Raw genomic sequence first — 20,880 nt, forward strand, 5'->3', positions numbered from 1 at the left:
TGGGGAACTGGTTCATCCAGCTACAATTTTTCTATCACTACCAAAGGTGTCCGCGGCCCCGAATAGCGGATCTGCTGCCCGGCGGTCCCCCCGTTTTCCCCTGACCGCCACCCCCTTTGCGGACCTACCGCAACCTGCGCACCGACGCGATCATCGGAACCTGCGCGGCCACCCTGGCCCAGGCCCCGACCTTCATCAGCATGGATGTGCGGGAACTCCGCTGCCAGTCGAGGGCCATCTTGATGTTGCCCGGCCAGACCCCCGCCAGGAACCAGGCGGCGGGTGTCCCGATGACGGCCCTGGTCCCCGGGATCACGATGGCGGCGGCGAGCCCCAGTTCCAGGACCCCACTCCCCCAGGTCCAGTACTTCCTCTCACCCGGGAGCTCCTCCGGGACGAGGCCGTCGAAGAACCGCCGCTGCGCGAAATGCAGGACACCCGCGCCTCCGAAGACGGTCGCCCACACCGCGGTGCGGATCGTGTCCCTGACGCTTCCGTCCTGGTTGTCCCTGGTGTCCTCTGTGGTCCTGTTGTCCATCCATCCCACGCTACCGGCCACCATGGCTGTACGGCTCCGGAATACGGGACTCCCTGCCGCCCGGCACCAGGGTCACTTACTTTCCGAGGGCAACCCCACAGGATGGTTGGACCGTCCTGTGGGGTTGCCGTCGGAAAGTTAGTGACCGCGTGCACCGGGGCAGCGCGCCGGTGCCCGAGACTTCAGCGGATCGCCGTGCGTCCCTCGAAGGCCCGCGACAGTGTGAGCTCATCGACGAACTCCAGGTCGCCGCCCATGGGAATACCGGAGGCCAGCCGGGAGACGGTCAGCCCGGGGAACTCCTTGAGCAGGCGGCCCAGGTAGGACGCGGTGGCCTCCCCCTCGGTGTTCGGGTCGGTGGCGATGATCACCTCGGTGATCTCCGGTGGGTCCGGGATCTCCCCATCGGCCGTGGCGACGTCGTCGACCCGTCCACCGATGCGCTGGACCAGGGCGGTGACGTTGAGTTCCTTCGGCCCGACACCGTTGAGCGGGTCGAGTGCCCCGCCGAGCACGTGGTAACGCCCGTCGTACTCACCGGTGCGCTCGATGACCTGGATGTCCTTCGATTCCTCAACGACGCACACCAGGGCCGCGTCCCTCGAGGAGTCCGCGCAGATGCGGCAGACCTCCTCGGAGGACACGTTGTGGCAGATGCGGCAGTACCGCACACCGTTCTGGAGTCTCGACAGCGCACCGGTGAGCCGGTCCAGGTCCTCGGGTTCGGCCTGGAGCAGGTGGAAGGCGATGCGTTGGGCGCTCTTCGGCCCCACTCCGGGAAGCCGGGAGAACTCGTCGATGACGTCCTGGAGGGGACCTTCGAACACGCGCGTCCGTCCTAGAAGCCGAGGCCGTCGAGGCCCTGGGACAGCGGGCCCATGCGCTCGGCGGAGAGCTTCTTGAGGTTCTCGCCGGCGTCCTGGTAGGCGCCAATGACGAGGTCCTGGAGGGTCTCGACGTCCTCGGGGTCGACGACGGAGGGGTCGATGGTCAGGCCCTCAACCTCCCCGGAACCGCGCAGCGAGACCTTGACCAGGCCATTGCCTGAGGTTCCTTCGACGGTGGAGGCCATGATCTCGGCCTGGGCCTCCTGGAGCTGCTGCTGCATCTGCTGTGCCTGGGCCATGATGTCGTTCATGTCGGGCTGGCTCATTTTCTCGGGTCCTTTCAATCGGGACGTGTCAGTTGCGGTTGATCCGGTGCGGTTGTCTGGTGCTGCTCGCAGGCGAGTCTACCGGGGATTACCGGGTTCGTTCGGCACCCAGTTGATCCTCGATCAGTGCGCCGGCGATCTCGAGGGCACTGCGGTGGTCGATGTTCGACGACGAGGGGTCGTCGAGTTGGGCCATGGCCTCCTCGGCCTCGGCACGGTCCATGGTGCGGGAGGTGTCGGGGTCGGGTGGGACATTGCCCGGACCGCCCAGGTCACCGGGACCATCGTCCCAGGGTTCGGACGGCTCCTCGGGCAGTGGAACGCCGTCGAACCCGGGGTCACCGCTGGCAGGGTGGGATGGTCCTCCCTGCTGCGCCTGTTTCCGCGCGTCGAACTTCGCTTTCCTCGCGCGCCACCCGGTCAGCTGCTCACTGCCGCTGTCCGGGGCCGGACGTGCCGGGGCGGCCGGAGCCTCCTGTGCGACCGCGGCGGGAGGGGCCACCGGTTCGGGGTCGGGTGCTGGTTCAGGCGCTGGTTCCGGCTGCGGGTCAGCCGCAGCCTCAGCTTTTCCCGGCGGCCCCTGGGCGGTGGTCCCCTGTGCCGCCGGGGCTGCGGGGGAGGGTCGGGATCCACCACCGACATGGGCCCTGAACTGTATGTTCGCACCAGTGACCTGCTGGGCTGCCCGGGAGTAGACAGCGGCATGCTCCGGATCGTTGATGTAGTTCGCCAGGGCACCGGTGTGGTGGGTCAGGTCGATGGTCGGTTCGCCGTCGGGACCGGTCGCCCCCTCGGCGGCGGTCGCGTCGCGGGCGGCGATCCAGGCGGCCAGGTTGTTCTCCTTCACCACCCCGAGAATCTCGTCCCATTTCTCGACGGGATGCCCAACCTGGCCCGCGGCGGGATCCTGTGCCGCTGCCGGTTCGGACTGGTTCTCGGAGTCGGGCTCGGGCTCCGGCTCGGGTTCGGACTGCGGCTGCTGCTCCTGCTCTGCTTCCGGTTCCGGTTCCGGTTCAGCGGGTGGCTCGGGCTGCTGCGGGTACGCAGCAGGCTGGCGCCGACGGCGCATGATCTCCCTCGCCCGTTCGGCCTCGGAGCGGCGGGAATCCTCCCCGGGTTCCTCGGGGTGCGCTGGTTCAGCAGGGGTGTCTCCAGCGGCCACCGGGGTCTCCGCGGGTGCAGGCGTGTTGTCTGCGGCAGGGGACGTCTCCGCAACCGCCGGCTCCGCGGTCGGGGACACGGCGGGCTCAGCGGGGCCAGCAGTCTCGGCAGGCTGAGGGGATTCAGCAGGCTGGGCCTGGGGCGCAGCATCCTGATCGCTCCTTGCAGCCCGCGCCTCACGCTGTGACTTCCGCACGTAGACGCGACCCGACCCGGACGCCGGTGCACCGCCGGAGCCGGATCCAGCGGTCACCCCGGCAGTGCCGCCGGCCTCGAGGGCCTCGACCCGCTGCGCCAGGGCCTCCACCGTCATGCCCGCCGCGGGGAGCGCCATCCGGGCACACAGGATCTCCAGCAGCAGTCGCGGTGCCGTCGCCCCACGCATCTGGGCCAGTCCCTCGTTCACCAGCGCCGCACACCGGGTCAATGTCGCCTGGCCCAGGTTCCCGGCCTGTGCGACCAACGCGTCCCGCTGGTCCGCCGGGACGTCCACCAGGCCGGTGTCGAAGGCGTCCGGCACCGCCTGGACCACCAGCAGGTCACGGAAACGGTCCAGCAGGTCCATCGCGAAGCGGCGTGGATCATGGCCCGCGTCGATGACGTCGCTGACGCAGCCGAACAACCCGGCCTGGTCCTGCTCCACCAGCGCGTCCACCGCCCGGTCGATCAGGGCGGTGTCGGTGAAGCCCAGCAGTGCAACCGCCCGGCTGTAGGTCACGCCCCCGGTGCCGGCACCGGCGAGCAGCTGGTCCATGATGCTCAGTGAGTCACGCGGAGAGCCACCACCCGCCCTGATGACCAGCGGGTACACCGAATCCTCGATATCGGCGTGCTCCTCCTCGCACACCCGGCCGAGCAGTCCCCGCATCGCGGGCGGTGTCAACAGACGGAAGGGGTAGTTGTGCGTGCGCGACCGGATGGTCTGCAGCAGCTTCTCCGGCTCGGTGGTCGCGAAGATGAAGATGAGGTGCTCCGGCGGCTCCTCCACGATCTTCAGCAGGGCGTTGAACCCCGCCTGCGAGATCATGTGGGCCTCGTCGATGATGAACACCCGGTAGCGGGACTCCGCCGGCGCATAGAACGCGCGGTCGCGCAGCTCCCGCATATCGTCCACACCATTGTGCGTCGCCGCGTCCAGCTCGGTGACGTCCAGCGTTCCCGGGCCGCCGGGTGCCAGCGCCTGACAGGAGGGGCACTCCCCGCACGGCGTCGACGTCGGTCCCTGCACGCAGTTCAACGAGCGTGCGAGGATCCGTGCCGAGGACGTCTTGCCGCAGCCGCGTGGCCCCGAGAACAGGTAGGCGTGGTTGATCCGCCCGCTGTCCAGAGCCGTCGACAACGGCTCGGTCACATGTTCCTGCCCCACGACCTCGGCGAACGTCGCCGGACGATACTTCCTGTAAAGAGCCACGGGCCTAGCCTACAAGGCGGGGCGGACACATTACCGCCATACGTCGTTGAGGTTCACCGACGAGCTCGCCAGCATCTGCTGCACCGCCGCCGGGCCCCCGTCTACCGCGACCCTGTACTCGTCCTCGGTGAGCATCACGAGCTGGGCGAACACCGTCATCCGCCCGGGGTGGGTGTACTCGTGGTAGTCCCCACCGCCGTGGCGTCCGCCGAAGTTCTCCTCGTGGACGTTCGGGACGCCGTCCTCCCAGAGGAACGGCGGGACGAGGAGACCGTGCAGCGCCGTCATCGTCTCGTCGACGTGCCACCCCAGTTTCGGCAGCAGCAGGCCGGGCTGCGGCGAGTGCTGGTGGGGGTCCTTGGCGATCATCGTCGCCGCGGCCGTCACCAGGTCAGGCGCGGCACGGCTGTGCCCGCTGGTGACGGTGATGTACTCGACACGCAGGTCAGCACCACCGTCGGTGACGAGATCAGGTTCGATCCGGGCGGCATCCAGGGTTGCACCGACGGTCTCGGCGGCGGAGCCGTCGGGGCCGCCACCGATCTCCAGTGAGGCGACGTTGAACTCCGGGAAGCCGACGTTGACCCGGCGGTGGGTGATCTCCGCCTCGCCGGGCAGCAGGTCGGAGAGCCAGTACCGTGTCTCCTCCAGATTCACGCCTGCGCCTCCGCTGCCTCGATCGCGGCCAGCAGGATGCAGGTGGCCACCCCGTCCATGGCGACCTCCACCTCGTCCAGCGGGGGCATGGACGGTGCGAGCCGGATGTTGCGGTTGTCCGGGTCGTCCTTCAGAGGGAAGGTCGCCCCGGCGCCGGTGAGGGCGATGCCGGCTTCCTTGGCCAGCTCCACCACCCGGGTGGCGGTCCCGTCGATGAGGTCGACCGAGATGAAGTAGCCGCCCTCGGGGTTCGTCCACTCGGCGATGCCCAGGTCGCCGAGGCGCCGCTGCAGGATGTCGGTGACCGCACGGAACTTCGGGCCGAGGATGCCGGAGTGCTTCCGCATTACCGCGCGAACCCCCTCGGCACTGCCGAAGTAGCGGGCGTGGGCGAGCTGGTTGACCTTGTTCGGACCGATGCCGCGCACCGAGGCGGTACTGCGGTACCAGTCCAGGTTCTCCTTCGAGGAGTTGAAGAACGCCACCCCGGCACCGGCCAGGGTGATCTTCGAGGTCGAGGAGAACGCCCAGACACGGTTCGGGTGCCCCTGCTCCGCGGCGATGGAGACGATGTCGAGGATCTCGGGGAATTCGTCGGTGAGGGTGTGGACGGCGTAGGCGTTGTCCCAGACGATGCGGAAGTCCGGGGCCCCCGTTTCCATCGAGGCCAGGCCCTCGGCGACCTCGCGGCTCACCGAGTAGCCGGTCGGGTTGGAGAACACCGGCACCGTCCACATGCCCTTGACCTGCGGGTCCTTGACCAGCTCGCGGATGGCGTCCAGGTCGGGGCCGTCCTCGTTCATGGGGACGGTGAGCATCTCGAAGCCGAAGGTCTCCGTGATGGTGTGGTGGCGGTCGTAGCCGGGCACCGGGCAGATCCACTTGAGGGTGTCCTCCGCGGCCCAGGGCTGCTCGGAGTCGTTGTTGCCGAAGGTCACCGACCAGGAGACCAGGTCGAACATGATGTTCAGGCTCGACGCGTCCGCGGCAATCAGCAGGGACGGGTCGATGCCGAGGACCTCTGCCCACAGGTTCCGGATGTCACTGATGCCGTCGCCGCCGCCGTAGTTGCGGGTGTCCACGCCATCGCCGGTGCGGTAGTCGCTCCCGGGCAGACTGAGCAGGGGTTCCGCCAGATCGAGCTGCTCCGACGAGGGCTTTCCGCGGGTGAGGTCGAGCTTCAGGTTCCGGTCCTTGAGTTCCTGGTAGGACGCTTCGGCGTCACTCTTCAGGGTGGCGAGAGTGCGCAGCAGATCGGTGTTGGCGTGGGTGAGCTTCATAGTCCCGGAGGACCTCCTCGACGTCGGAAGGTGTGTCCGGGTCAAGTGTAGTGCGCAGGGGTGCGGACGGACAGGGCCCGGGGCACCACTGCCCCTTGACATCACCTCCACTCTAGGCAACCCTAATAATGACGCATATTCATTGTTTTCCGTGCTGAAGGGATCCGCATGTCCGAGACTCCCATCGTCCGAATGGATTCGGTGACCAGGACCTACTCCGGGCGCGGCAGGACGACCCGCAGCGTCACCGCCCTCGACACCCTGAGTCTGCACGTCAACCGGGGTGAGGTCCTTGGCCTCCTCGGTCCCAACGGTGCGGGCAAGACCACCGCGATCAACGTCCTGTCCACCCTGGAACGCCCCGACTCCGGCACCGCCACGGTCGCCGGGCACGACGTCACCACCGACCCTGCCCGCGTCCGCGACTGCATCGCCCTGACCGGGCAGTTCGCCGCGGTGGACGGGGAACTCACCGGACGCGAGAACCTTGTCCTGTTCGGTCGCCTGCGCGGGCTGACCCGGCGGGACGCACGCTCGCGTGCCGATGACCTGCTCGACCGCCTCAGCCTCGCCGACGTCGGGGGATCCCTGGTGAGGACGTACTCCGGGGGCATGCGCCGGCGCCTCGACATCGCCGTGTCCATGATGTCCGTGCCCGAGGTGCTCTTCCTGGACGAGCCGACGACCGGCCTCGACCCCCACGCCCGCACCGAACTCTGGGAGGTGGTCCGCACCCTCAACGACCAGGGGGTGACCATTGTGCTGACCACCCAGTACCTGGAGGAGGCCGACCGGTTGGCGGACCGCATCGTGGTCATCGACCACGGGCGTGTGATCGCCGAGGGAACGGCCGAGGAGCTGAAGGACCGTCTCGGCCCCACGGAACTGCTGCTCACCCCGGAGGATCCCGGTGACCTGCACAGGCTCGCCACGGAGCTGGAGGCGTGGGATGCACGGCTCCACGGCGGTGAGCCAGAGGACGACGGACGCGGTGGGGAATCCACCGGGAGAACGGTCGCCGTCCCCCTCACCGACGGTGCACGCACCGCCGCGGTGGTCATGCAGACGGTCGGGGCGTCCGGCATCGAGGTGTCCGGCATGACGATGGGCAGCCACTCCCTCGACGACGTCTTCTTCGCCCTCACCGGGGAAGGTGCGCAATGACGACGGCAGTGTCCACGGGAGTGACGGTCCCCCGGTCCCCCACCCTGGCCGGGGCAACCACGGCCCTGGCCGCCCGCAACGTCCGGCGCATCCTTCGCAACACCGGTTCGATGATCAGCGCGACGGTGATCCCCGGCCTGTTCCTGGTCTCCCTCTACATCGTCTTCTCCACGGTGATGGAGGCCAATGACATCGACTACGCCCAGTACCTGGTCCCGGCGGCGAGCATCCAGGCGATCCTGTTCACCGCCGGAGGCTCGGCGATGGCCATCGGCGTGGACAAGACCAGCGGCATCAATGACCGGCTGCGCGCCTCGCCGGTGCCCACCGCCGCACCCGTGCTCGGGCGGCTCATCGCCGACCTGGTCCGCGCGGTCATGTCCGTCGCCGTCGTCTCCGCACTCGGGGCGGTGCTCGGCTTCCGGTGGCAGGGCGGCGGGCTGGACCTGGCGATCTACCTGGTGGTGGTCACCGGCGTCGCGACCGCGGCGTCGCTGGTCTACGACGGGATCGCGTTGGCAGCGTCCACCCCGGAATCCGCGGCATCCATCCTGCAGGCGGTCAGTATCCCCCTGATCATGCTGTCCACGTCCTACGTCCCCGCCGGGACCCTGCCCTCTGGCGCGGCACCGGTCATCGAGGCCCTGCCGGTGTCCGTGATCGGGGAACTCCTGCGCCAGGCGTCCACCGGAACGGTCTCCGCCGGAACGTTCTGGGCAGCGAGCGCGTGGGTGGCCGGGCTCATCCTGCTGGGCGGGTTCCTGTCGTTCCGCGCTTTCAGGAGGACGCCATGAGCACCGCCGCCGTCGCCACTGTCACCACTGTCACCACTGTGACCGTCCATGCCGGACGGAACCTCCGCGGCTGGTCGCGGACCCCGGGGATCCTCGTCCAGAGCATCGGCATGCCGGTCGGCATGCTGGTGGTCATCACCTTCATGTTCGGCAACGCCATCGAGATGGCCACCGGCCAACCGGCCATCCAGGGCCTGGTGCCGCTGATGATGAGCACCGGGCCGATGTTCGCCGGTGCATCCAGCGCCGCGGGCCTTGTCACCGAGCGGCAGGAGGGGTTGCTGCAGAGGTTCAGGACGCTGCCCGGGCCGGTGGCGGCACCCCTGGTCGGCCGGGTCCTCGCCGAGACATTGCGCGGGACGGTGGCTGCGGCGCTGATCCTGGCTGTGGGCTTCGCGATGGGCTACCGGATGGGGACGTCCACGGTCGCAGGGGCCGTCCCGGGGATCCTGGGCATCCTGGGCCTAGCGGCGCTGGTCGCCCTGGCATTCAGCTCAATGCTGACGTGGGTGGGGATGATCGCGAAGACGCCCGAGGCCACCGTTGCCGCGCTACCGGTGATGATGTCCCTGCTGTTCTTCAACACGGGTTTCATGCCCGCCGACGGATTCCCCGGCTACATGCGGGGCTTCGTGGAGGCCAACCCCCTGAGCGCCGCAGTCCAGGCGATGAACGCGTGTGCCGGACACGGCGGTTCCGTGGTCCCGGCACTGCTCTGGTTGGGCGGGATCACGGTGCTCGGCATCGTGTTGCTGGCGGTGGCGGCCCGTCGTCCGCGGTGACTCCCGATCCCCTGTCCCCTGAAGTTCACGGACCCCGCGCACCCGTCAGAGCTCGCTGACCCTTGCTGCATTCCTGCCCTGGGGGAATTCACAAGATGAACGCCGCACGGGATCCGGGCACCATGGTAGCCCAGCGATGCGGAACGGACAAAGAACCAGGGCCGCCGCCGGTCATTCCGCAGACCCACCAGGGGTTCTTCAGGTGTTTTGCTTCCCGGACACCCAGGTGTGTATATTTCTCGGCGGAGGATTCGACTAGCGGCCTATGTCACACGCCTGGAACGCGTGCGGGAGTCACATCCCTCAGGGGTTCAAATCCCCTATCCTCCGCCACTACCCCGGCGCGGAATATCCGCGACCGGGGTTTTCACGTATGCGCGGCCGCTGGGGGTTCCCCCTACACTGGTCCACGACACCACCGACGACCACACACCAGGAGACCACACGTTGGACACACGGATCGCCGTCGTCGGGGAATCACTGGTGGACATCGTCGCGGACGGGGAGGCACATGTCGGTGGATCACCGCTCAATGTCGCGGTGGGACTCGCCCGGCTGGGAATCGACACGAGTCTCCACACCAGGGTGGGGACCGACCGGTACGGCGACCTGATCACCGAGCGCCTGGTGGGCGAGAAGGTCGGCATGCCGGAAGGCACCGTCGACGACGGACGCACCCCCACCGCGACGGTCACCCTCGACGGCAACGGCGTCGCCACCTACGAATTCGACCTGGTCTGGGACATCCCCGAGCCCGATCTGACGGGGATCTCCGTGGTCCACACCGGATCGATCGGTGCCGTCCTGGAGCCCGGCGGCACCGTGGCCCGGCACACCGTCAGCACCGCGGATGCGGGGGTACTGCGCAGTTACGACCCGAATATCCGTCCCGACATCATGGGCGACGCCGCCACGGCACGCCGGGTCATCCGCGACCTCGCGGCGTCCTGCCACGTGGTCAAGTTCAGCGACGAGGACGCCACCTGGATCGGCGCGGACACCGGCGCCACCGCCGAGGACGTCCTGGCGTCGATCGCGTCCTCAGGGCCCGGGATCACGGTCATGACCCGTGGTGAGCACGGGTGCACCGCCGTGGTCGACGGGACGGTACTCGAGTGGCCGGGCCATCCCGTGGATGTTGCGGACACCATCGGCGCCGGCGACGCCTTCACGTCGGGACTGTTGTTCGCGCTTGTCCGGGACGGCTGCGACCGTCTTCTCGTGGACGGCGAGCCACTGCCACGGGAGCAGGTTGACCGGGTCCTCGAGACCGCACTGGGCAGCGCAGCGGTTGCTGTCTCCCGTGCAGGCGCGCAACCACCCACACCGGCGGAGCTCGACCTCGGCTGACGGGCGACGGACCCCTCTTGACAGCGCAGCGCGGGGAGCGTTAGTTGTTCACACATGGGTCACGTGACAGCCGGACCCCGTAGCCGACCGAGGGCGGTAGCACTGATCGCCCCGATGGTGGTGCTCGCTGGCCTGCTGCTGGTCACCGCCGGGCAGTACGGCTACCACCGAGACGAGCTGTACTTCCGGATGCTTCCGCTCGACTGGGGTTACGTGGACCAGCCACCGCTGGTACCGCTGCTGATCAACGTGAGCACGGGGATCTTCGGCGACTCGGTGGTCGCACTGCGCCTCCCCGCCATCCTCTGCGCGGTAGCATCCCTGCCGGTACTCGCGGCGCTGGTGCGGGAGGTCGGCGGCAGCCGGAGGGCGCAACTGATCGCCGTGTGGGGCATGACGGGAGCGACCCTCACGTTCCAGTTCGGACATGTGTTCCTGACCGCCAGCACCGACCTTGTGGTCTGGCCCCTGACGCTTCTGTTCGTCATGCGGGCGGTCGGACGGAACGCTCCGGGAGCCTCCCGGTGGTGGCTCGCAGCCGGGGCCGTGGTGGGGATCGCGACGTACGCCAAACTGCTCGTCATCATCCTCTGCCTGGGCATCGCACTCGGGCTCGCGGTGTTCGGACCCCGCTCACCATTCCGCTCCAGGGGCCTGTGGGCCGGGGTCACGCTGACCGGTGTCCTGGCGCTGCCGAACCTCATCTACCAGGCGACGAACGGCTGGCCGCAGCTGGAGATGGGGGCCGCCCTGGGCGGTGAGAACGCCGCCGGGGTCCGGGTGCAGGTGTGGCCCTTCCTCATCCTGTTCGTCGGCCCGGTGCTCGCGGTGTTCTGGGTGGTTGCGCTCGTCGGCCTCTTCCGGCGTGCGTCCTGGCGTCCGTACCGCTTCCTGGCCATGGTCTTCGCCGTCATCGTTCTGTTCGTTTTCACAGCAGGCAGCCAGGTCTACTACACCGCGGCGATCCTGGGCGTCCTCGCCTCGGCGGGGACGGTGGTCGTCGACGAATGGGCCACCTCGCTCAGACGTACGACGATCGTGGCGGGCGCGCTCGGAGCGAATGCGGTGGGCTGTGCCGTGACCACCCTGCCCCTGTTCCCCGTGGATTCTTCCCCTGCCACCGCAATCGCCGGGCTGAACGTGACTGTGGGCGACCAGGTCGGGTGGGAGCAGTACGTCCGCCAGATCGACGACGCCACAGCGGCCACCGATGCTGACGTGGTCATCACCAGCAACTACGGCGAGGCCGGGGCCCTTGACCGGTTCGGGGATGCCACGGTGCCGGTGGTGAGCGGCCACAACGCGCTCCACGAACTGGGCGGCCCGCCCGGGGATGCTGACGTCGCCATCATCGTGGGCGGTCAGGGGGAACGGGCGAGCGGGTGGTTCGCGTCCTGCGACACGGTGGCGGAGCTGGACAGCCGGGTCAACGTGGACAACGAGGAACAGGGCCAGCCGGTCCTGGCCTGCACCGGTCCCGATGAGCCATGGTCCCGGCTGTGGCCACGCTTCGCCCACCTCAGCTGAGCACCGCCGGAAGGGGTTGGGCAGTTACTCCCCCAGGAAGAAGTCCGCACCCGGGCCCAGCGGCAGGTCCACGAAGTAGAACACCGCGAGGATTGCCGTCCACACCAGCCAGAAGGGAATGACGAAGGGCAGCATGCGTGCGATCAACGACCCGAGACCCGCACCGGGTTCGTACTTGCGCAGCATGCCGAGCAGCACCACCATGTACGGGTTCATCGGTGTGATCACCTGGGTCGCGGAGTCGCCGACGCGGAACGCCGCCTGGATCGCTGCCGGCTCGTAGCCGATGATCGCGAACATGGGCACGAACACCGCCGCCATGATCGTCCACATCCCCGACCCGGAGATGATGAACAGGTTCAGGAAGCTCGCCAGGATGATGAAGGCGACGAGTGCCGGGAAGCCCGTCAGGCCCATGCTCTCCAACCCGTTCGCACCACTGACAGCGATCCAGGAACCGATCCCGGACCAGTTGAACAGGGCGATGAACTGCCCCAGGATGAACGCCAGGACGAGGAACGGCAGCATCTCCTTCAGCGCGTCCGACATCATCCGCACGAAGTCCCGGCTGTTCTTCACCGTTCCCACGATCAGGCCGTAGACCAGGCCCATGACCACGAAGTACGCGAACACCAGGAACACGATCGAGTCGAGCAACGGGGACTCCGGCAGGAACCCGCCGCCCTCGTTGCGCCAGGGCGAGGACGGGATGAGCACCCCGACCAGCACAACCGCGGTGAGCACCGCCGCACTGACCAGTGCGATGCGCAGACCCTTCGTCTCCTGCGGGGAGAGCTCGGCCCGCATCTGCTCGGCGTCCGTGCCGTCCGAACTGCCACCGCCGTCACCGTCTTCGACGGCGGCCTCGTCCACCGGGATCCCCTGGCGAAACATCCGCGGCTCGATGACCCGGTCGATGATGAATCCCGCGACGAAGCCCAGGACCAGGGAGGACGCGATGTTGAACCACCAGTTGGACACGGCGTTGACGTCCGTGGCCCCGAGGCCGGGGAGCGTCTCCATCACCGAGTTGGTGATCCCCGCGAACAGGGCATCCAGGCTGGTGGGGATGATGTTGGTGGAGTAGCCGGCACCGGCGGCGGCGAAGCCTCCGAGCAATCCGGCCACGGGGTGGCGTCCCGCCGCCTTGAAGACCAGTGCGGCGAGTGGCGGGACGACGACGAACGCGGAGTCCGCCATCACCGAGGCGATCACGCCGACGAAACCGACGACGTACGGCAGCATCCACTTCGGAGAGGAGCCGAAGGCCTTGCGCACCGCCGCGGCGAGCATGCCGGAATGCTGTGCCACGCCGATGGCCAGGAGGATGGGCATCACCGTGAGCAGGGGTGGGAAGCCGATGTAGTTCTCGGCCATGCTGGTGGTCAGCCACGCCAGCCCGTCACCGGTGAACAGGCCCTTGACCACGGTGGGTTCCTCGGCACCGGGGACGTCCACCACGACGTCGGCCAGTTCCATCAGTGTCGAGACGACACCGGTGATCAGGAAGAGGATGAGGAAGAGCATGAACGGTTCGGGCAGTTTGTTGCCCATCCGTTCGACCCAGTTCAGGACGCGGTCCATCCTGGTCTGGGGGGTGTCGGTCGCTTCTGGGGCGTCGGATGCACTGGTACTGGAGGACATGAGGGGCTCCGCAGTGTTGGAGGGATGGGGGGGATCAGCTGAAGTAACGTGCCACGTCGAGCGCTCCGCCGGCAGCCTGGAACTCGGCGACGACGTCGGCGGCGAGCCGGGGATCATGCTGGACGTCGAGGAGGGTGGCGGCAAGCCCGTAGGCACCGTCGACCACAGCGGCGCGTCCTGCCCCGGTGAAGGTCGCGGCGGCGAAATCGCGGGTGTGCAGCGCCACCGACGAGTCGCTGACCTTGATCAGCGGGTGGATTCCGGGCAGCCGGTAGCTCACGTTGCCGAAGTCGGTGGACGCGGCGAGTGTCTCGGAGACCACGCCCCGCGGGTACGGGTCGCGTCCCCGGCGACGTTCGGCCTCCACCCAGCGTCCGGTGAGCGCCTGGTTGGTCCGCACGGGAAGAGACGGCGGGTGGTCATCCCAGTGGATGGTGACCCCCACACCGGCCATCAGCGCGGCGCCGTGGGCGACGTCCTCGACCCGGTGGGACAGGTCGCGCAGGGTTTCCGGTGCCGGGGAGCGGACGTACATCGTCACCTCGGCATGGTCGGGGATCACGCTGGCACGTTGTCCCCCGGAGTTGATGATCGCGTGGATGCGGTCGGTGGGCGGCGTCTGCTGCCGCAGCAGGCCGATCCCCTGGTACATCAGGGACGCGGCGTCGAGCGCGTTGCGTGCCGAGAACGGCTGGGCGGAGGCGTGGGCGGAGTGGCCGTGGAATTCTACGGTGAGGGTGCGGCGTCCCAGCCACAGCTGGTCGGCGACGTCGTCACCGTAACCGTGGGCCATCACGGCGATGTCGATGCCGTCGAAGGCACCCTCCTGTGCCATGTACTCCTTGCCGGTGTGGCCCTCCTCCGCCGGGGTTCCGAGGAAGACCACGCGGGACGGGACGGCCTCCGGGGTTTCCTCGCGCAGCTTCGCCAGCCCGATGAAAGCACCGAGGCCCATGGCGGCGATGACGTTGTGCCCGCAGCCGTGGCCGATCTCGGGCAGGGCGTCGTATTCGGCGAGGACGGCGGTGACCGGGGCGTCAGGAGCCGCCGTGGGTAGGGCGGGCAGCTCGGCGCGGATGGCGGTGTCGAGGCCGTGGACGCCCACCGTGGCGGTGATGCCGTCCGGTGTGAGCCGGTCGAGCAGATCCGCCACCGCAGCCGCGGACCTGTGCTCCCGGAACGCGGTCTCGGGGTGCTCGCCGAGGTCAACCATGAGGTCGACGAGGTCGTCCCTGGCGGCGTCGATGTGCTGGCCGAGTCTGACCTGGAGTTCCTCCGGGGCTCCGGGGTAGGGCGAACCGGGATGCCGGACAGTGGCTTTCGCCGCGTCCGATGCCTCCTGCAGTTGGGCCGGGAAGTGCGGGGACGGCGGCAGCGGTGCGGAGAGGTCCCGGATCTGAGACGGAGAGTCGGTCATACTTCGACAGACTACATTCGGCTGTCAGGCTCCCGCTCCGCCGGAGGGACAATTTAACGGGCAGGAAACGACCCCGGCTCCCCTGTGGGGTGCCGGGGTCGTTTGTGGTGGTCAGACCGGAGTCAGAACCGGGTCGTGCTGAGGTGGAGAGTGATTACTCCGCCAGCGCACCGGCCTTCCAGTCCTCGACGAACTGCTCGTTGTCACCAACCCACTCAGCGACGGCCTCGTCCATGTTCTCACCGTCGTAGTTCTCCTCGGAGAACATCACGTTCTCCAGTGACGACAGGTTGTCGTCGTTGATCACGAGATTCTTCAGCAGCTGGGACACATAAGGGTTGTCCTCGGAGAAGCCGCTCCGGGAGAAGTTGTAGATGTTCTCACGGTCACCCATGGCACCCTCGGGGTCCTCCAGGTCACGGACCGGGTAAGCATCGTAGGCCCAGTGCGGACGCCAGAGACTCACAGCGATGTCGTCCCCGCTTTCGGTGGCATTCTGGAGCTCGGTGAGCATCGCCGGGGTCGAGGAGATCTGGAAATCGAAGTTGTCCAGGCCGTACTCCGGGATCGCCTGATCCTGGATCTGGTCGGTCAGTCCCGCACCGGGCTCAATGCCGACGATACGGTTGTCGTAGTCGTCGGCGTACTCGTTGAGGTCACCGATCTCCTGTGCCGGGGAATCCTCGTTGACGGCGATGGTCAGAATTGCATTGTCGTACCAGCAACCCTGGGCCTCCATGTCCTCGCCGTACTGCTCGATGTAGTCATCGTGCGTGACGGGGAGCCAACCGTCCATGAAGAGGTCAATGTCGCCCTGGGAAACTCCGGTGAAGGCCGGAGCAGCATCGTACCCGTCCACCTCGACGGTGTAACCGTCCTCTTCCAGGACATGCTTGAGCAGGTAGGACGCGGCGAAAGACTCATCCCAGCCGTTGAAGGCCGCGATGGAGATCTCCTTGTCTCCGTCCTCGTCGAGGTCGGCCACATCCGAGGACTCCTCGCCAGGGGTGCAGTCCGCGTATTCGCTGACGTCGGTGCCGGCCGTGTCGTCGCCGTCACCGCCGCCTCCATCGCCACCGCCCTCGTTCTCGGCGCCGCAGGCGGACGCCACCAGTGCCGTCGTGACCAGTAATGCGCCGATTGATGTGGCGCGTCCTGTCTTCTTCCGTAGGGACAAACTCATGGTTCTCTCCTTCTTGAAAGTCTTGAAAGTCTTGAATCTCTTGAGGTTCAGATCGGCGACGTCAGCTACGCCGATTTCTTCACCTTGGCCCGCTCCAGCGGGGTGAACTTCTTGAGCCCGGCAGTGACCCGGTCGAGGAAGATCGCCAGGATCACCACGGACACACCGGCGTTCACCCCGAGCGGGACGTTCAGGGACTGCAGTGCCTGGGTGATCGGACCACCCAGACCGTCGGAACCGGCCATACCGGCCAGCACCACCATGGACAGGGCCAGCATGATGACCTGGTTGATACCCGCCATGATCGTGGGCAGCGCCAACGGCAACTCGATGCGGAACAGGATGTGCTGCGGCGTGGCGCCGAAGGCGTTACCCGCCTCGACGGTCTCCTGGTCCACCTGCCGAATGCCCAGCTCGGTGAAGCGGACACCCGGGGGCAGGCAGAAGATCAGGGTGGCGATCATGCCCGGGACCACACCGATGCTGAAGATCACCATGATCGGCACCAGGTAGGCCAGCGCGGGCATGGACTGCATGAAGTCCAGGATCGGCCTGACAATCGCCGACACCGTCGTCGACTTCGCAGCCCACACACCCAGCGGTACCGCGATGATCACCGCGAGCAGCACGGCCACGAAGACCATGGCCAGGGTGTCCATCGTGTTGTCCCACTGGTTGACAGCGCGCACCAGGTAGAAGCCGAGCACGGTGAACAGTGCCACCTTCCAGCTGGCGCACAACCACGCGACGATCGCCAGGATCGGGATCATCGCCAGGAACACCGGGGCACCGAGAACTGGGGCGACACCGTCGTACATGCCGCCGAGAACCATCTTGATGAAGTCGATGAGCCAACTGAAGGTGTCGTTGAACCAGTCGATGCCGTCGGAGACCCAGTCTCCGAGGGGGATGCTCGGGTTGAGGAACCAGTTCATGTCAGCTCACCGCCCCTGCCCCAGCCGGAGTCATCGAGGACACCAGGGCATTCTGGTCGACGACGCCGATCACCGAGCCGTGCTCCACGACCGCCAACGATCCGCCCGCTTTCGCGGACAGGGCGAACAGGTCGGAGACCACGGTTTTCGCCTCAACGGTCGGGAGGTCGGATACCCCGGACGAACCGTCGGCTGGCGACATGATGTTCTTGGCGGTGAGGACCCGGGACCGGTCGACGTCAGCGATGAACTCAGAGATGTACTCGTCCGCCGGGTTGGTGAGGATCTCGGTGGCTGTGCCTGTCTGGGCGATCCGGCCGCCACGCATGATCGCGATCCGGTCTCCCAGACGCATGGCCTCGTTCAGGTCGTGGCTGATGAAGATGATCGTCTTCTGCAGTTCACGCTGGAGTTCGATGAGCTGGTCCTGCATCTCGGTGCGGATCAGCGGGTCCAGGGCGGAGAACGCCTCGTCCATCAGGAGGATGTCCGTTTCCGCTGCCAGCGCCCGGGCCAGGCCCACACGCTGCTGCATACCGCCGGAGAGCTCGCCGGGCAGGCTGTCGCCCCACCCCTCGAGGCCCACCTGGTGCAGCCAGTGGTTGCCCTTCTCCAGGCGGGTTGTTTTATCGACCCCCTGGATCTCCAGGGCGTAGGCCGCATTCTCGCGGACCGTCCGGTGCGGAAGCAGCGCGAAGTGCTGGAAGACCATGGAGATGTGGTCCGCACGCAATTCACGCAGCTCCTTCTTACCCATGTCGGAGACGTTTTTCCCGGCGATCTCGATCGACCCGGAGGTGGGTTTCCACAGTCCGTTGATCATGCGAATCAGGGTTGATTTACCGGAGCCCGACAGGCCCATCACGACGAAAATCTCCCCCTTCTCCACGGTGAAATTCGCGTCGATGACCGCTGGGGTTCCCAGTTCCGCCAATTCACTGCGATCCGCCCCCTGTTCGAGCCTCCGTACCACCTCAGGGCCGTTTTTCCCGAACACCTTGTAGACGTGCGATGCACTCACTACGCTCACGGCATGTCGCCTCCGTCGTCAATCATCGTCGAACCGTATTCAGGATCGTTCTTTCTCGGTACCTTCACCACCCTATTGATTATCGGGGACACGTGCGAGGTTTCCACATACACCTCCGGGTAGAATGACGCGCAGAATGCCCCCGAAACCAGCGCTTCACCAGCGCCAATGACAGGGATTCGGAGCATACGAAAAACAAGGCGAAAAACTTGCCCTGATACACCCGATCGAGTTCCCCCAACCATGCCCGGCCGCTGCCGCCTGCCGGGGCACGCCAGTCACCGCGCAGCGACAATTCCTATTCCCCCGCAGCTACTGACAGCCCACCGCATCGCGGGATATCACGACAACGGGACGTGAGCAGGCCCCGGTCAACGGTCGTACCCAGACGTATGCGATTCGTGCGACAAGCATGCCCGGCACCGATTACCTGTACCGGAGGTCTACGACACCTCCGGATATTCCGCGTCGAGTTCCCCCAACCACGCCCGGGCGTTGCCGTCCGACGGGGCACGCCAGTCACCGCGGGGCGACAATGACCCTGCCGGGGAGACCTTCGGGCCGTTCGGAATGGCACTGCGCTTGAACTGCGCAAAACCGAAGAACCGCTTGAGGAAAGTGCGCTCCCAGGACACGATCGTCGCCAGGTCGTAGGTGTAGCGGTCCTCGTCGGGGAAGCCGGCGGGCCAGACACCCGTGTCAGCGTCCTTCCACGCGTGCCATGCCAGGAACGCGACGGTGGAGGGCTTCGTCCCCCGCAGGACGTGCCACAACGTGAAGTCGTGCAGCGCATACGGGCCGATCGTGTCCTCGGTCGACTGCACCTGCCCGTCCGGTCCCGCGGGGACGAGCTCCGGACTGATCTCGGTGTCGAGGACGGAGCGTAGGACGGCCGCCGCGTCCTCCCCCACCACGTTGCCGTCGGCGATGACCCAGCGGATGAGGTGCTGGATCAGCGTCTTGGGCACACCCGAGTTCACCGCGTAGTGGCTCATCTGGTCCCCGACGCCATACGTCGACCAGCCGAGGGCGATCTCGGAGAGGTCACCGGTGCCGACCACGATGCCGCCGAGGTGGTTGGCCAGGCGGAAGAGGTAGTCGGTACGCAGCCCAGCCTGGACGTTCTCGAAGGTGACGTCGTAGACGGCCTCGCCGGCGCCCGCCGGGTGACGCATCTGCTTGAGCATCTCCGTCGCGGCCGGGCGGATGTCCAGGGTCTCGACCTGCGCACCCATTGCCTCAGCGAGCTTCACCGCATTGGACTTGGTGTGGTCGGAGGTGGCGAAGCCGGGCATGGTGTAGGTCAGGATGTCGGAGCGCGGACGCCCCATCCGGTCCATTGCGCGGGCGATGACCAGCAGAGCATGGGTGGAGTCCAACCCACCGGAGACCCCCAGCACCGGCCGCGGGTTACCGATGGCCTGCAACCGCTGGACCAGGCCGGACACCTGGATGTTGAAGGTCTCGTAGCAGTCCTGGGCCAACCGTGCAGGGTCGCCGGGGACGAAGGGGAACCGTGCGATTGTGCGCTTGAGTCCCACATCGCCGGTTGGCGGGTTGAGGGCGAAGCGGATGGTCCGGAAGGTGGATGCAGCGTCCTGCACCCTGTCCTCCACCGCCCGCCGATTGTCGTCGAAGGTGCCCTGCCGGAGGCGAGCGGCGGTGATCCCGTTGACGTCAACGTCCGCAATGCTGTGGCGCGGGCCATCCGGGAAACGCTCGGTCTCGGCGAGAAGTTCACCACGCTCATGGATCATCGTCAGCCCGTCCCACGACACATCATTGGTGGACTCCCCCTGACCAGCGGCGGCGTAGACGTAGGCCGCCAGGTTCCGCGCGGACGCGGAACCAGCCAGCAGGTGACGGTCGTCGGCGCGCTGGACGGTGATCGGGCTGCCGGAAAGGTTCAGCAGGACGGTCGCGCCGTTGAGCGCCGCAAGCGAGGACGGCGGGACGGGGACCCACATGTCCTCGCAGATCTCGGCGTGGATGGTCAGCCCGCTCACGTCGGCTGCCTCGAAAAGCAGGTCGACGCCGAAGGAAACCTCGCGGTCGCCGACGCGGATGGTCTCCCCTCGGAGATCATCACCCGGTGCGTACCAGCGGCGTTCGTAGAACTCCCGGTAGGTCGGCAGATGCGATTTCGGTGTGACACCCAGGATCTCGCCCCGGTGGATCACCACCGCGCAGTTGTAGAGCCGGTTGCCGTGTCGCAGTGGCGCTCCCACGACCAGGACGGGGAGGAGTTTCTCGGACGCCGCGGCGATGGCGTCCAGTCCGTCGACGACGGCACTGAGCAGCGCGTCCTGCATGACAAGGTCGTCGATGGCGTAGCCGGAGAGGCTGAGTTCGGGGAACACGGCGACGGCGACGTGCTCCCCATGGAGAGCGGCGGCCTCGTCCAGAATGCTCTGCGCATTGGTCGCGGGGTCGGCGACGGCGACCGGGATCGTCGCGGCGGCGACGCGGGCGAAACCGTGGGTGTAGATGCCGCCGGGCGGGAACTGTTCAGTCATGCACCTAGTCTGCCAGCTTGGGAGTGGTCAGGCGTCCCACGGGTTGAAGTCGACCCCGATGTCCTCGTCCATTCGGAGCCACGTGCCGAGGCCGGACGGGACAGGTGGAGTATCGAAGATCAGCGAATCGTTGATGCCGATGGCGGCAGTCGCCCAGGCTGCAGCTGCACTGATCAAATCCATCTCGGAATCCATCGACCGGGCGTCTGAACGGGCAGGCAAGGGTCTGGACGTCAGTGCGGCCGAGCTGGCTCGTTCGATCGCCGATGACGCCTTCACTCGAGATATCGCGGTGCATCAGCAGGTCCTCGGAACAGCCCTGGACGAACCAGAGGTAC

18 protein-coding genes, 1 tRNA gene and 1 other RNA gene are annotated in these 20,880 nt (G+C 67.2%); 7 read left to right on the plus strand and 13 right to left on the minus strand.

Translation table 11 applies throughout. From position 1 onward, the window contains the following. Window positions 1-124: 124 nt before the first annotated feature. The 6 genes from ACTIL2_RS03540 to ACTIL2_RS03565 form a co-directional block, all read right to left on the minus strand. Window positions 125-538, minus strand: coding sequence for a DoxX family protein (locus tag ACTIL2_RS03540; protein WP_442336074.1), 414 nt, complete (start codon window positions 536-538; stop codon window positions 125-127). 182 nt (window positions 539-720) lie between these two features. Then, window positions 721-1,365 carry a recombination mediator RecR gene (gene recR, locus ACTIL2_RS03545; RefSeq protein WP_442336075.1) on the minus strand — a complete coding sequence of 215 codons (645 nt, stop codon included), beginning with the start codon at window positions 1,363-1,365 and terminating at the stop codon, window positions 721-723. Window positions 1,366-1,376: 11 nt separating this feature from the next. Beyond that, window positions 1,377-1,691 (minus strand): YbaB/EbfC family nucleoid-associated protein, encoded by a 315-nt coding sequence (locus ACTIL2_RS03550; protein WP_442336076.1) that lies wholly within the window; start codon window positions 1,689-1,691, stop codon window positions 1,377-1,379. A gap of 88 nt (window positions 1,692-1,779) precedes the next feature. Further along, window positions 1,780-4,263 carry a DNA polymerase III subunit gamma and tau gene (locus ACTIL2_RS03555; RefSeq protein WP_442336077.1) on the minus strand — a complete coding sequence of 828 codons (2,484 nt, stop codon included), beginning with the start codon at window positions 4,261-4,263 and terminating at the stop codon, window positions 1,780-1,782. 30 nt (window positions 4,264-4,293) lie between these two features. Next, complete coding sequence (locus ACTIL2_RS03560; RefSeq protein ID WP_442336078.1) at window positions 4,294-4,920, minus strand: hypothetical protein; 627 nt, start codon at window positions 4,918-4,920, stop codon at window positions 4,294-4,296. After that, window positions 4,917-6,200, minus strand: a complete 1,284-nt coding sequence (locus ACTIL2_RS03565) for an aminotransferase (RefSeq protein ID WP_442336079.1) — start codon at window positions 6,198-6,200, stop codon at window positions 4,917-4,919. Before ACTIL2_RS03565 ends, ACTIL2_RS03560 begins: the two co-directional genes overlap by 4 nt. Before the next feature lie 168 nt (window positions 6,201-6,368). On the opposite strand from ACTIL2_RS03565, the gene ACTIL2_RS03570 reads away from it, so the two are divergent. The 3 genes from ACTIL2_RS03570 to ACTIL2_RS03580 are packed head-to-tail and all read left to right on the plus strand — an operon-like array spanning window position 6,369 to window position 8,940. Then, a complete protein-coding gene (locus ACTIL2_RS03570; protein ID WP_442336080.1) occupies window positions 6,369-7,364 on the plus strand; it encodes an ATP-binding cassette domain-containing protein in 996 nt (331 codons plus the stop codon). Then, the gene (locus tag ACTIL2_RS03575) at window positions 7,361-8,158 is read left to right on the plus strand and encodes an ABC transporter permease (RefSeq protein ID WP_442336081.1); all 798 of its coding nucleotides are present in this window, start codon (window positions 7,361-7,363) and stop codon (window positions 8,156-8,158) included. The genes ACTIL2_RS03570 and ACTIL2_RS03575 overlap by 4 nt, the downstream gene beginning before the upstream one ends. Continuing rightward, on the plus strand, window positions 8,155-8,940 hold the full coding sequence (locus tag ACTIL2_RS03580; RefSeq protein ID WP_442336082.1) for an ABC transporter permease: 786 nt from the start codon (window positions 8,155-8,157) through the stop codon (window positions 8,938-8,940). Before ACTIL2_RS03575 ends, ACTIL2_RS03580 begins: the two co-directional genes overlap by 4 nt. A 22-nt stretch (window positions 8,941-8,962) precedes the next feature. Here the strand turns inward: ACTIL2_RS03580 and ffs are convergent. After that, window positions 8,963-9,059, minus strand: an RNA gene (gene ffs, locus ACTIL2_RS03585) — signal recognition particle sRNA small type. Between the two features lie 125 nt (window positions 9,060-9,184). On the opposite strand from ffs, the gene ACTIL2_RS03590 reads away from it, so the two are divergent. The 3 genes from ACTIL2_RS03590 to ACTIL2_RS03600 all read left to right on the plus strand — a co-directional run bounded on the left by ACTIL2_RS03590 (window position 9,185) and on the right by ACTIL2_RS03600 (window position 11,817). Then, window positions 9,185-9,273, plus strand: a tRNA-Ser gene (locus ACTIL2_RS03590). 114 nt (window positions 9,274-9,387) lie between these two features. Beyond that, window positions 9,388-10,290, plus strand: a complete 903-nt coding sequence (locus ACTIL2_RS03595) for a carbohydrate kinase family protein (protein ID WP_442336083.1) — start codon at window positions 9,388-9,390, stop codon at window positions 10,288-10,290. Between the two features lie 63 nt (window positions 10,291-10,353). After that, entirely contained in the window at window positions 10,354-11,817 is a 1,464-nt protein-coding gene (locus tag ACTIL2_RS03600) for a glycosyltransferase family 39 protein (RefSeq protein ID WP_442336084.1), read from the plus strand. Between the two features lie 24 nt (window positions 11,818-11,841). Here ACTIL2_RS03600 and ACTIL2_RS03605 read toward each other — a convergent pair whose 3' ends face one another. The 6 genes from ACTIL2_RS03605 to ACTIL2_RS03630 form a co-directional block, all read right to left on the minus strand. Beyond that, on the minus strand, window positions 11,842-13,461 hold the full coding sequence (locus ACTIL2_RS03605; protein ID WP_442336085.1) for an AbgT family transporter: 1,620 nt from the start codon (window positions 13,459-13,461) through the stop codon (window positions 11,842-11,844). A 34-nt stretch (window positions 13,462-13,495) separates the two neighbouring features. After that, window positions 13,496-14,878: a M20 family metallopeptidase gene (locus ACTIL2_RS03610; RefSeq protein WP_442336086.1), complete on the minus strand. Its 1,383-nt coding sequence runs from the start codon at window positions 14,876-14,878 to the stop codon at window positions 13,496-13,498. A gap of 154 nt (window positions 14,879-15,032) precedes the next feature. Continuing rightward, window positions 15,033-16,061, minus strand: coding sequence for a glycine betaine ABC transporter substrate-binding protein (locus ACTIL2_RS03615; RefSeq protein WP_442336087.1), 1,029 nt, complete (start codon window positions 16,059-16,061; stop codon window positions 15,033-15,035). Window positions 16,062-16,126: 65 nt separating this feature from the next. After that, window positions 16,127-16,996: an ABC transporter permease gene (locus ACTIL2_RS03620; protein ID WP_442336088.1), complete on the minus strand. Its 870-nt coding sequence runs from the start codon at window positions 16,994-16,996 to the stop codon at window positions 16,127-16,129. 1 nt (window position 16,997) lies between these two features. Then, window positions 16,998-18,026 carry a quaternary amine ABC transporter ATP-binding protein gene (locus ACTIL2_RS03625; protein ID WP_442336089.1) on the minus strand — a complete coding sequence of 343 codons (1,029 nt, stop codon included), beginning with the start codon at window positions 18,024-18,026 and terminating at the stop codon, window positions 16,998-17,000. 443 nt (window positions 18,027-18,469) lie between these two features. After that, window positions 18,470-20,542, minus strand: a complete 2,073-nt coding sequence (locus tag ACTIL2_RS03630; RefSeq protein WP_442336090.1) for an NAD(+) synthase — start codon at window positions 20,540-20,542, stop codon at window positions 18,470-18,472. Between the two features lie 139 nt (window positions 20,543-20,681). Between ACTIL2_RS03630 and ACTIL2_RS03635 the strand changes: the two genes are divergently transcribed. Continuing rightward, window positions 20,682-20,880, plus strand: a 199-nt coding sequence (locus ACTIL2_RS03635) for a hypothetical protein (RefSeq protein ID WP_442336091.1), incomplete at its 3' end; no start/stop codon positions are given.

The sequence above is a fragment of the Corynebacterium sp. genome (assembly GCF_052107835.1).
In the GTDB taxonomy this organism is placed as follows: Bacteria; Actinomycetota; Actinomycetes; order Mycobacteriales; family Mycobacteriaceae; genus Corynebacterium.

Bases quoted from the DNA above. Each gene is read 5' to 3' on its own strand.
- ACTIL2_RS03540 (WP_442336074.1), bottom strand. From the start codon at position 538: ATGGACAACAGGACCACAGAGGACACCAGGGACAACCAGGACGGAAGC.
- ACTIL2_RS03550 (WP_442336076.1), bottom strand. From the start codon at position 1,691: ATGAGCCAGCCCGACATGAACGACATCATGGCCCAGGCACAGCAGATG.
- ACTIL2_RS03565 (WP_442336079.1), bottom strand. From the start codon at position 6,200: ATGAAGCTCACCCACGCCAACACCGATCTGCTGCGCACTCTCGCCACC.
- ACTIL2_RS03570 (WP_442336080.1), top strand. From the start codon at position 6,369: ATGTCCGAGACTCCCATCGTCCGAATGGATTCGGTGACCAGGACCTAC.
- ACTIL2_RS03575 (WP_442336081.1), top strand. From the start codon at position 7,361: ATGACGACGGCAGTGTCCACGGGAGTGACGGTCCCCCGGTCCCCCACC.
- ACTIL2_RS03580 (WP_442336082.1), top strand. From the start codon at position 8,155: ATGAGCACCGCCGCCGTCGCCACTGTCACCACTGTCACCACTGTGACC.
- ACTIL2_RS03605 (WP_442336085.1), bottom strand. From the start codon at position 13,461: ATGTCCTCCAGTACCAGTGCATCCGACGCCCCAGAAGCGACCGACACC.
- ACTIL2_RS03610 (WP_442336086.1), bottom strand. From the start codon at position 14,878: ATGACCGACTCTCCGTCTCAGATCCGGGACCTCTCCGCACCGCTGCCG.
- ACTIL2_RS03615 (WP_442336087.1), bottom strand. From the start codon at position 16,061: ATGAGTTTGTCCCTACGGAAGAAGACAGGACGCGCCACATCAATCGGC.
- ACTIL2_RS03620 (WP_442336088.1), bottom strand. From the start codon at position 16,996: ATGAACTGGTTCCTCAACCCGAGCATCCCCCTCGGAGACTGGGTCTCC.
- ACTIL2_RS03630 (WP_442336090.1), bottom strand. From the start codon at position 20,542: ATGACTGAACAGTTCCCGCCCGGCGGCATCTACACCCACGGTTTCGCC.